We start from the raw sequence: 10,544 nt of genomic DNA on the forward strand, positions 1-10,544 counted from the left end.
ATGTTATATAATCTGTTCCATTTGTCCCTTTATAAAATCCATCAAGTACTAAAAAGTGTCCGATGTTAGCTCCATTTTGCCACATAATGAGTGCAATCATCGGCTGATTACTATTAATTTGACTTTTGAACCAATCATAAGATTTTGCTCCAGAACTTATAGCTGAGCTAACCCCATATCCGGATAATCCATATTGTATTTCACGTGAAGTTGCAGGATTATTATATGATCCACCCTTAACATACCTAACGTACTGATCTTGTGAAGGAGTTTTTCCAAAATAATTTAAAACTGAAACCGAAGTGCCTGCCCAACACCAATTTGACCTTTCTTGTAATATGTTAGGTACAGATAATTTACGATCTATTGATGTATTTGGAGGATTTCCATTAATATACGCTGACGTTACATATACTTTTTTTCCATCTTTTAAATAATAAAACCAACGATTATCTAAATTTCCTGTCCAGTAATCTTTAACCGCTTCACCATACTCCCATCCTTTAAAAGATACTGTTGTATTTCCGGGAATCACATCTACAATATTTGCATTTAAACTTTTTGCCTCTCTAACATTTACATTCAATGGAGCTGTTGTCCCTGAAAATTCAACTTCTTCTGCTATTATTTTCTGAACACCAATAAAACTAAATGTGAAAAACAATAAAAACATACAAACAATAAAATGCTTTCTTTCCTTCATTTCTCCACCCCTTCATCAGTACTAAAAAAACATCAACAATTCATCCTTATTAATTGTTCAAGCTTAATATTACATACTAACGAAAAATGACTTCTCATAAAGTGAATCTTTAATCAGTAGTGGTTTTATTCATCCCCCACTGATTATTAGTTAAACCAATCGGGCTGCCCGGCAAATAGCGGGATAAATTCCAATACAAAAAAGGAGCCTATAAATTTTTATAGACTCCTTTTTATTTCGTCGTTATTACTTAGCTAATTCTTTCGTACCCTTCATTACATCAATGAAGAATCCCCAGTTATTCACTACAGAAGAAATACTGATATGTTCATCTGGAGTGTGGACGTTGAAAATGTCTGGTCCGAATGAAATTGCATCTAATTCAGGCATCTTTTGAACGAATGCGCTACACTCAATCCCCGCATGTACAGCGAAGATTTCAATTTCTTTATTGTATTTTTCTTGATGTACTTTTTCAAATAAATTACGAATTTGTGAGTTTGGATTGTATGGCCATTCTGGATACTCTGACTCTATTTCAAATGTAGCACCAACTAATTCAGCAATATATTTGATTTCTTCTGCAACATGTTGTTTTAAACTACTTACAGAACTTCGCACTTCGTTACGTAATTTAATTTCATCTTGCAACGTTTCAATAACGCCTAAATTTGTTGAGCTTTCTACAAGACCTTTAATATCCATGCTCATACTTTGAATGCCATTCGGAATTAAGAATAATGATGAAATAAGCTGCTTTTGTGTCTCTTTAGCAAATACTTTTTCAACTTTTTCATCCAATTTTGTCAGTGTAACATGAACATCTGGATCAACAGCACGCATTTCTTCTTGTAATACACGTGTCCATGATTCTAGTTTTTCTTCTACTTGTCCTACATCTTCTGTACGAATTAAAATTGTAGCTACACTTTCACGCGGAATTGCATTCGTTTTTAATCCGCCGTGAACTTCACTTATGTAAAACTCCGTATGTACTGATAAATCACGTAATACTCGTCCTAATACTTTGTTCGCATTACCGCGTTGCTTATCAATTTCCATACCAGAATGGCCGCCTTTTAGACCACCAACATATAGACGGTATGCATCCATATTCGCTGGCGTTTCATCCCAAATTACGGGAATTGTTTCAACAGCTTTCGCACCACCTGCACTACTTACAAGTAATTTATGATCTTCTTCAGAATCAATATTTATAAATATCTTTCCTTCAAAATGATTTGGATCAATAGCAAAAGCCCCGCCCATTGTCGTTTCTTCTTCAGTAGTGATAACGACTTCAAGTGCTGGATGCGGAATTTCTTTTGAATCTAATAAAGCTAATGCATACGCAACTGCAATACCATTATCAGCACCTAGAGTTGTTTGATTTGCATATAACATGTCCCCAATGATTCGTAATTCAATTGGATCTTTTTCAAAATCATGTACTGTTGCTTGATTTTTTTCGCAAACCATATCCATATGACCTTGAATAATAATAGCTGGTACATTTTCATAACCAGCTGTTGCTTCTTTTTTAATAATAACATTTAATGCTTCATCTTGAATGACTTCCAAGTTACGCTCTTTTGCAAAGCCCACTAAATAATCACTAATTTCCTTTTCATTACCTGATCCTCTAGGAATCTTTGAAATTTCTGCAAAATGATAAAATACAGGGTGCTTTGTTAATTGTTCTAAAGTAGAATACATTTTTCAAGCTCCTCTCAAAATGAAAAAATAGTATGTAAGTCTTTTATCATTATACCATGATTCATTATTTTACCTTTCTTTTAACTTTTATTGTTCATTTTATGTACAACACTCTTACAATATTGTAAGGGCGTTGTAAGCTATATCGATTTTTCTCATTTAATAATAGTCGTATACTTTTTAAAGAAACACATTAAAGGAGATAAAGAAAATGAAAAAGTTTTTAGCAATTATTACACTATGTTTATTATTTTTTAGTTTTACTATTGGCTGTGAGAGAGCGTCACTAAATAGAATTGGTAAGGATGTATATTACATGCAGATAAAAGGCGAAGGAACTATCGAAAAAGTAGATGGTAGAAACTTACGAAACTATACGCTGCCCGCATATGATGAAGATGGTGTCAAAAAACAAATTACATTTAGAAGTACAAAAAAAGAAAACAACCATAAATTAAATGAAGACGCGTTTTTACGCCTTTATGTAGATCAAGATGATAATAGCAAAAATGAAATATCATCAATTGAAGTAAAGTCCTATGAAGAGATTCAGAAAGCAGATTTACCTGAAAAAGTAAAAGATAAGTTTACTATTAAATAAAAAAACAAAAGAAAATGCTCTATGCATTTTCTTTTGTTTTTTTCACCTGTATATATTTTGAACTACTATTATTCATCAGTTTCTCTAACCGATTTATATTCTCCGTTAATGCACCTTTCACAAGAGAGAAATCTGTATTGGATTCTTCTTTTTTTTCTTTAAAAAACGAAGACTTTTGTACATTGACTTCAGCCATCTCTTCTCCCCCTTTTCAAAAAGATACAACCTTTTATTTATATTATATAGCAAATGTAGAAAGAGTGTACACTTATGATTTTCTTTTTAATTCTTCTTCTAATTCTTCTACTTGCTGCAACGTATCCCCTTTTATTAAAGAGAAATCTGTTGTATCTTCGTTATCTTCTTTAAAAAAATCATTGTCATAATCTTTTACCACTACAATCACCTCTACATGCTAGTGTAGGAATGATTGTCCAATTTTATTCAACTTTGTCGGATTTTGTTTTTAATTTATGTATAGAAGAAAAGGACAGAAAAAGATTCTGTCCTTATTTACTAAAATAACTATGATGTATTGTTAAATTATATACATTTTCAAAATCCCGATCTTGCAGGTTATTTTTCTTTCCATCAATAACAATGAAAACGTCACTTACTATTTTTGCTGGTATAATCCCGACATTTTCTACTTGCACCGCTTTCTGCTCATTCAATTGCTCCATATGTTCTAACGGGACGATAATACTAAATTGTGAGCGAATACCACGAAAGTTTGTATTTAATTCCTTCGCAGCTTCAAAAACAACAATTTTCGCGCCAATCTTTTCCCCATATGAATCTAAAAATGCATTTAAGCTCTTTGTATATTCCTCTTCCGTATGCCATTCCATCGTACCGAATACTGCTGGATTAACATTTTGAATAATTGTCGTGTATATTTCTCCTCTCGCTTTAGATGCAATTAATGATCGTTTTATGGATTGAACTGTCTTGCCAATATCGCTAAATTTTGCACCCCATATTTCTGAAATATTAGGCGTTAAAATGAACGCAATATCAACAAAAATAACCATTGCAGTAAACATTAAAAGATTTTTCCAGAGGGTTAAATCGATTCCTTTTATCATGAAATACACGGTGACAGATATGATAAACAAACCATACCAAGTCTTTCTAATACGTTGCTTCTTCTCCTCGTACAACTCTTCATTTTTCCAATAAAAGAAAACAAGGACTACAAAGACAATCGCTAAAACAAATAAGCCAATTCGAATGTTAGAGATCATTAATCACATCACCCTCCATTCAAAAACTACTCACGATATCATTACATGCGCAAGCTGCTCTCTTTATGACAAAAGACGTGGACAAGCTTCTAAAATTAGCTACATCGCATATATATTAGAAGGTACCACGTCTTTTATCCTGCTATTTGTGAGCAGTAAGACCCCACTGATTAAAATTTCACTTTACCATGAGTCTATATTGTATATGTAGACAAGCATTCATTTCAAATTTTCGTATTAAAAAGAAATATGTTTCGGAATTTCCCCTTCAGGTACTTCTCCATCCATACTTAAATAATAATGACGAATCGGACGTAAGTTTTCGTCTAATTCATAAACAAGCGGAATGCTAGTTGGAATATTTAATGAAACTACACCATCACTTGAAAGGTTGTCTAAATATTTTACTAGCGAGCGAATTGTGTTACCGTGTGATGAAATAATTACTTTATTACCACTTTTTAATGTCGGCGCAATTTCTGAATGCCAATAAGCAAGTACTCTCTTCTCCGTATCCTCTAAACATTCAGTTAATGGAAATTCACCTTTTTTGAGTGTTTTATATCTTGGATCGGTCGCTTCATATCGAGGATCGTCTTCAGTAAGAGCCGGTGGTCTTACATCAACACTTCTTCTCCAAATATGAACTTGCTCCTCACCATATTTTTGAGCAGTTTCATCTTTATTCAGCCCTTGCAATGCACCATAATGTCTTTCATTTAGCTTCCAAGATTTATGTATTGGAACCCAAGTAAGATCCATCTCATGAAGTACAATCCATAACGTCCGAATTGCGCGTTTTAATACAGATGTATAAGCCACATCAAAAGTATATCCGTTTTTCTTTAATATTGCTCCTGCTTCTCTCGCTTCACTTAATCCATTCTCTGATAGATCAACATCTGTCCATCCAGTAAAGCGATTTTCAAGATTCCATAAACTTTGTCCGTGACGAATAAGTACAAGTTTTATCATTATAATTCCCCTTTCGGAAATGTGAATTTTATTGTTCCATTGCGTACACGTATAAAGTATCTAGTAATGTATCTTTTTATCCATTCACTCTATGACCAATCGATAGTTGCCAAATGTATGGATAAAATTTGTTCTTTTTCAAACGATAAAAACAGAAGTTTTTTCATTATTTTTGATCGACTGGTATTTCACGTTTCGATATCCAAGCATCAAAACCTGATCGGCTATTTGCCATTTCATTCATAACTTGGTGCCAATTGTCCTCACATGATTCACCAAATTTTGAAAAAATAGCACCCATTTGTTGTCTTTGTACATCACTCAGTTTTTTCTCTAAATCTGTACCTTTTTCTGTTAAAGACAACTGTTTCATACGTCGATCATGCATAGCTTCATTACTCTCAATTAAGCCCTTTTCCACAAGTTGACGTAGCGGTCCGTGGAGCGCTTGCTTACTTATTTCTAATAGTGATAATAACTCATTTACACTTATCCCTGGAAAACGTGCGATAAAAAATAAAATTCGATGATGTACTCGTTGAATGCCATATTCTTTTATAATTTCATCTGGCTTTTCAGTAAATGTTTTATATGCAAAATAAAATAATGCTAATGCCTCATTCATCTGTTCTTCTTTATGTTGTGTCATCTACTTTCCCCCTGTATGTAAATTATACCACAATCTAGTAATGAATATTTTAATCAACGCATTAGAACTTGTTCAGTCTATTGAAACATTCATTGCATAATTAGGAGATGATTCATTTGAAAAAACAATATACTGTAAGTACATATTTATTGGATAGACTACACGAATTAGGAATTGAACATATATTTGGGGTTCCTGGTGATTATAATCTTGCCTTTTTAGATGATGTGGTAGCACATAAAAATTTAAAGTGGATTGGCAATTGTAATGAATTAAATGCTGCATATGCAGCAGATGGGTACGCTCGCATAAAAGGAATCGCCGCTCTTATTACTACTTTCGGTGTTGGAGAATTAAGCGCTATTAACGGTATTGCTGGCTCATATGCGGAAAACGTGCCAGTTATAAAAATTACAGGTACGCCACCAACAAAAGTAATGGAAAATGGAGCAATCGTCCATCATACGTTAGGAGATGGAAAGTTCGATCACTTTTCCAATATGTATCGAGAAATCACTATAGCACAAACAAATGTAACACCTGAGCATGCTGCTGAGGAAATTGACCGTGTTTTACGTGCATGTTGGAATGAAAAACGCCCTGTTCATATTAATTTGCCGATTGATGTATATAATAAACCAATTAATAAACCGACAGAACCTATTATAAATAAACCTATTTTAAGTAATAAAGAAGCATTAAATAAAATGCTTCTACATGCCATTTCAAAAATAAAAAACGCCAAAAAACCTGTTATTTTAGCTGATTTTGAAGTAGATCGATTTCACGCTAAAGAAAATTTACATCAATTCGTAGAAAAAACTGGGTTTCCCATCGCGACGTTAAGTATGGGAAAAGGAATATTCCCAGAAAAACACCCTCAATTTATAGGTGTTTATACTGGTGATGTAAGTTCTCCGTACTTGCGAAAAAGAATTGATGAATCTGATTGTATTATTAGTATTGGTGTGAAGTTAACTGATACTATTACAGGCGGCTTCACACAAGGTTTTACAAAAGAACAAGTTATAGAAATCCATCCCTATACTGTGAAAATTATAGATAAAAAATACGGTCCAGTTGTAATGCAGGATGTTTTACAACATTTAAGTGATTCAATTGAGCATCGTAATAAAGATACCCTTGAAATTAAGCCATTTATTTTAGAATCATCACCTTTTACTGAAGAGTTCAATCCAAAAGCACAAATGGTCACACAAAAACGTTTTTGGCAGCAAATGTACCATTTCTTACAAGAAAACGACGTCTTAATTGTAGAGCAAGGAACACCTTTCTTTGGTAGTGCCGCTATCCCTCTACCTAATAACACTGCATATGTAGGTCAACCGTTATGGGGATCTATCGGATATACACTGCCCGCTCTACTTGGTACACAGCTCGCCAATTTATCACGGCGCAACATTTTAATTATTGGTGATGGTTCTTTCCAAGTAACTGCCCAAGAGTTATCAACTATACTACGTCAAAATTTAAAACCGATTATATTTTTAATCAATAACAACGGATACACTGTTGAACGTGCCATTCACGGCCAAAACCAACTTTATAATGACATACAGATGTGGGATTACAATAAACTATCAATGGTATTTGGATCCGAAGAAAAAAGTCTAACATTTAAAGTAGAAAATGAAGCAGAATTAGCAGAAGTCTTAACAAATATAACTTTTAATAAGAATCAACTTATCTTTATTGAAGTTATAATGAGCCAAAGCGATCAACCTGAATTGTTAGCTAAACTCGGGAAAAGATTCGGTCAGCAAAATTCTTAATATAAAAGCATAACCTAATTATACAACTAGTAGTGTAAAACTTGTTTTGAGAATAGTTTCGACACTCAAAATACATAAGGAAAAGGATGGAAAGCACCATCCTTTTCTATTTTAAGAGCCTTCTTCGACTAACGCCCCGTGTGACAAGCAAAAATTCTTAATCCATCTTTAACTTTATAGCTTTTGTCGCAATAAATGTTTTAATATGCTTATCTAATATCCTTGTTCCACCAAAATCATCCTCATAAAAACCTGTTATAGCAAAACCAGCTTCAATTTGACCTTGGATTTGGTCTTCTAAAGTATGCGCATATTCTATTGTTTGATTTGAATCGATGTAATCTTGAACTTCATCCTCTGGTAAATAATCCAATGTTGATGAAGGAATTGAATGTTTAACATCCAGAATACCTTTTTGCTCTTGGTTATCATCAAAAATCCATAGTAACGGATTTGTAAATCCAGCAATAAGAACACCTTTATTCTTTAAAACCCTAGAAACTTCATTCCATACAAGATGAACATCTTTTACAAACAAATTAGACACAGGATTTACAACAATATCAAAATATTCTTCCTCAAAATCACTAAGGTCTGACATATCTCCTTGTACGGTTTTTAAAGTTAAACCATCCCGTTTTGCTACCTTTTCATCTTGTTCCAATTGCTTCTTAGATATATCAGTAACTGTTACATCTGCTCCAGCAGCAGATAGAACTGGTGCTTGTTGTCCGCCACCTGATGCTAAGCAAAGTATCTTTAATCCATCTAATGACTTTGGAAACCATTCTCTAGGAACTGATTTTTCCGTAGTGACTGTAATCTCCCATTCACCTGATTTGCTTTTCTCAATAATCTCGCTACTTACAGACTGCGTGTATCTAGAACCTTCTTCCACCTTCTTATCCCATGCATTACTGTTTTGTTGTGTAGTATCCATTACAATTATTCCTCCTAACGATCTAGTTGCATTTTAAGTGTAAACTTATTAACTATTTATGCTTTCCTTTTTCTATTAACCCGCCTGATAGTTCATACATAGTTGTCTATATTTATATTAACAGATAAACGCTAATAATCGCTAAAAATTCTAAAAAGACAAAAAATTATACATCCATTCCATTCATTTAAAATAATCGTAGAATTGGTAAGTTTTAAACAACTCACTTCCACATAAAAAAAGCATTCCAAATCTGTTGACAGTTGGAACGCTTTTTTATGTTATTTCATTTTTCAAGCTTTTAACTAAATCCATTAAACAAATAAGCTACGCTTTTTCTTTTTTTATTCAGCAAGAGTTAACTGCCAAGATACACCATACTTATCATTTAACCAGCCAAACTTTTTACTAAACGGATAAGAACCTAAAGGCATAAGAATCGCTCCATCCTGCGCTAATTTATGAAAGACCATTTCAATTTCTTCTTCTGTCTCACAAGTTACATAAAGAGACATAGCTGGAGTGAATGTGAAATTATGATTTACATAACTATCAATACACATAAACTCTTGGCCATTTAGCGTAAAAGTTGCATGAATTACAGTTCCCTCTTTACCAGGTCCATTTTCATCGTAGCGAGAAATACTTACAATTTCTGATTGATCAAATAGTGACGTATAAAAATTCATTGCTTCCTCAGCTTTGCCCTCAAACATTAAAAACGTAGTAATTTTTTGATTTGCGTTACTCATATGGAGACAGCCCCTTGTTATGTATTTATGTAAAACATACGTCAACAAAACCAAACGTACGTTCCTTTTAATATATTGTCTATAAAAACGATGAGTTTGTCAATTATCTACTTTATTATTTCTTCTTAAATAATGCTGTCCAAAGAAATGATTCTCCAAACATTTCATTCGGTTGTTTCATTTGTTTCATCCTTCTAATCTCAATTACCTCAAATTCTTTAAATATCTCTCTTAACTTTTCTTCCGAGTATGCAAGACCACCTTGTAGACTCCACCCTCTATATACATCCCAATCTGTTATTTCTGATCCATTTCGCTCATCTAAATCGCCTGCCGCAAAACATGTTAATCCGAAATAACCACCCGATTTTAATGAGTTTTTAATTAAATCCACATAATTTATTCTTCTATGCGGTGGAATGTGATGCAAACAGCCCGAATCGTATACAAAATCAAACTCGTTTTGAACCTCTAAATTAAAAATTGAATCACAAATAAAATGAATTGCTACCTCTTTTGCCAATGCCCTTTCTTTAGCCCAATTAATGCCTTCTACAGATAAATCCACTGCTGTTACATCAAATCCTTGAGTCGCTAAATAAATGGCATTTCTACCTGGACCACACCCAAGTTCTAATACTTTCCCTTTTGAAACTCTCTCTTTTTGTATATACGAAACTAGGTTCTCATCTGGAACATTTTCAAAAAATGGAACATCCTTTTCTCTATTCTCATAAAATTCATTCCAAAATGGTTCTGCAGGTCTTAATAATGAATCAAGCATTTTTAAAATGTCTTCTTGTGTGTGTAACGTTTCATTTTTCATTAATACCCCTCCACAAATTAATAGTCAGAAAATTATTATATATCTTTTTGAACTTTCAAACAAAGGAAAAACTCCTACATTCAATAGGAGTTTTTGTCTTTAAAATCCGAGTACAGCTAACCATTTTAACAATTTCTCTTCTCACGCTTTTAAATCATCATTCCTAAACTTGCCTAGTTGTATTTCACTAACAACTTCTCCGTCCGCCATAAAAAGAACTCTTTCTGTTTTCGCTGCTACCTATACAACATGAGTCACTTAATAAGGTTACTTTGCTGAAAAATAAAGCCGATTTCGTTAAGGTATATTTTTGCTAACGCCTCTTCTTTCATACAATCATAC

General features: G+C 33.2%; 12 protein-coding genes and 1 pseudogene. 2 read left to right on the plus strand and 11 right to left on the minus strand.

Annotated elements, in window-relative coordinates; genetic code table 11:
- Both GBN78_RS26015 and pepD read right to left on the minus strand, forming a co-directional pair.
- Positions 1–703 (minus strand): C39 family peptidase (locus GBN78_RS26015; protein WP_152127861.1); only part of this gene is annotated, 703 nt, incomplete at its 3' end.
- 246 nt (positions 704–949) lie between these two features.
- On the minus strand, positions 950–2,419 hold the full coding sequence (gene pepD / locus GBN78_RS26020) for a beta-Ala-His dipeptidase (protein WP_000287545.1): 1,470 nt from the start codon (positions 2,417–2,419) through the stop codon (positions 950–952).
- Between the two features lie 211 nt (positions 2,420–2,630).
- On the opposite strand from pepD, the gene GBN78_RS26025 reads away from it, so the two are divergent.
- Positions 2,631–3,020, plus strand: a complete 390-nt coding sequence (locus GBN78_RS26025) for a YxeA family protein (protein ID WP_000713864.1) — start codon at positions 2,631–2,633, stop codon at positions 3,018–3,020.
- 19 nt (positions 3,021–3,039) lie between these two features.
- On the opposite strand, the gene spoIISB is transcribed toward GBN78_RS26025, so the two are convergent.
- The 5 genes from spoIISB to GBN78_RS26050 form a co-directional block, all read right to left on the minus strand.
- The gene (spoIISB, locus tag GBN78_RS26030) at positions 3,040–3,216 is read right to left on the minus strand and encodes a stage II sporulation protein SB (protein ID WP_000852627.1); all 177 of its coding nucleotides are present in this window, start codon (positions 3,214–3,216) and stop codon (positions 3,040–3,042) included.
- A gap of 72 nt (positions 3,217–3,288) precedes the next feature.
- Positions 3,289–3,417: a hypothetical protein gene (locus GBN78_RS26035; protein ID WP_000237818.1), complete on the minus strand. Its 129-nt coding sequence runs from the start codon at positions 3,415–3,417 to the stop codon at positions 3,289–3,291.
- A gap of 112 nt (positions 3,418–3,529) precedes the next feature.
- On the minus strand, positions 3,530–4,267 hold the full coding sequence (locus tag GBN78_RS26040; RefSeq protein ID WP_000624978.1) for a type II toxin-antitoxin system SpoIISA family toxin: 738 nt from the start codon (positions 4,265–4,267) through the stop codon (positions 3,530–3,532).
- A 237-nt stretch (positions 4,268–4,504) separates the two neighbouring features.
- Positions 4,505–5,242 (minus strand): 2,3-diphosphoglycerate-dependent phosphoglycerate mutase, encoded by a 738-nt coding sequence (gene gpmA / locus GBN78_RS26045; protein WP_000594152.1) that lies wholly within the window; start codon positions 5,240–5,242, stop codon positions 4,505–4,507.
- A 166-nt stretch (positions 5,243–5,408) separates the two neighbouring features.
- A complete protein-coding gene (locus GBN78_RS26050; RefSeq protein ID WP_152127862.1) occupies positions 5,409–5,891 on the minus strand; it encodes a MarR family winged helix-turn-helix transcriptional regulator in 483 nt (160 codons plus the stop codon).
- A gap of 107 nt (positions 5,892–5,998) precedes the next feature.
- On the opposite strand from GBN78_RS26050, the gene GBN78_RS26055 reads away from it, so the two are divergent.
- Complete coding sequence (locus GBN78_RS26055) at positions 5,999–7,684, plus strand: alpha-keto acid decarboxylase family protein (RefSeq protein ID WP_043307200.1); 1,686 nt, start codon at positions 5,999–6,001, stop codon at positions 7,682–7,684.
- Positions 7,685–7,841: 157 nt separating this feature from the next.
- On the opposite strand, the gene GBN78_RS26060 is transcribed toward GBN78_RS26055, so the two are convergent.
- The 4 genes and pseudogenes from GBN78_RS26060 to GBN78_RS26075 all read right to left on the minus strand — a co-directional run.
- The gene (locus tag GBN78_RS26060; RefSeq protein WP_016117925.1) at positions 7,842–8,624 is read right to left on the minus strand and encodes a class I SAM-dependent methyltransferase; all 783 of its coding nucleotides are present in this window, start codon (positions 8,622–8,624) and stop codon (positions 7,842–7,844) included.
- Between the two features lie 344 nt (positions 8,625–8,968).
- The gene (locus GBN78_RS26065; protein ID WP_000063588.1) at positions 8,969–9,376 is read right to left on the minus strand and encodes a VOC family protein; all 408 of its coding nucleotides are present in this window, start codon (positions 9,374–9,376) and stop codon (positions 8,969–8,971) included.
- A 115-nt stretch (positions 9,377–9,491) separates the two neighbouring features.
- Positions 9,492–10,202, minus strand: coding sequence for a class I SAM-dependent methyltransferase (locus GBN78_RS26070; protein ID WP_025966196.1), 711 nt, complete (start codon positions 10,200–10,202; stop codon positions 9,492–9,494).
- Positions 10,203–10,343: 141 nt separating this feature from the next.
- Positions 10,344–10,442: pseudogene (locus GBN78_RS26075) on the minus strand (ABC transporter ATP-binding protein); the annotation flags it as partial.
- Positions 10,443–10,544 lie beyond the last annotated feature (102 nt).

This window comes from Bacillus sp. B2-WWTP-C-10-Post-4 (assembly GCF_009183805.1).
Classification (GTDB): Bacteria; Bacillota; Bacilli; order Bacillales; family Bacillaceae_G; genus Bacillus_A; species Bacillus_A cereus.

Bases quoted from the DNA above. Each gene is read 5' to 3' on its own strand.
- pepD (WP_000287545.1), bottom strand. From the start codon at position 2,419: ATGTATTCTACTTTAGAACAATTAACAAAGCACCCTGTATTTTATCAT.
- GBN78_RS26025 (WP_000713864.1), top strand. From the start codon at position 2,631: ATGAAAAAGTTTTTAGCAATTATTACACTATGTTTATTATTTTTTAGT.
- spoIISB (WP_000852627.1), bottom strand. From the start codon at position 3,216: ATGGCTGAAGTCAATGTACAAAAGTCTTCGTTTTTTAAAGAAAAAAAA.
- GBN78_RS26040 (WP_000624978.1), bottom strand. From the start codon at position 4,267: ATGATCTCTAACATTCGAATTGGCTTATTTGTTTTAGCGATTGTCTTT.
- gpmA (WP_000594152.1), bottom strand. From the start codon at position 5,242: ATGATAAAACTTGTACTTATTCGTCACGGACAAAGTTTATGGAATCTT.
- GBN78_RS26050 (WP_152127862.1), bottom strand. From the start codon at position 5,891: ATGACACAACATAAAGAAGAACAGATGAATGAGGCATTAGCATTATTT.
- GBN78_RS26055 (WP_043307200.1), top strand. From the start codon at position 5,999: ATGATTCATTTGAAAAAACAATATACTGTAAGTACATATTTATTGGAT.
- GBN78_RS26060 (WP_016117925.1), bottom strand. From the start codon at position 8,624: ATGGATACTACACAACAAAACAGTAATGCATGGGATAAGAAGGTGGAA.
- GBN78_RS26065 (WP_000063588.1), bottom strand. From the start codon at position 9,376: ATGAGTAACGCAAATCAAAAAATTACTACGTTTTTAATGTTTGAGGGC.
- GBN78_RS26070 (WP_025966196.1), bottom strand. From the start codon at position 10,202: ATGAAAAATGAAACGTTACACACACAAGAAGACATTTTAAAAATGCTT.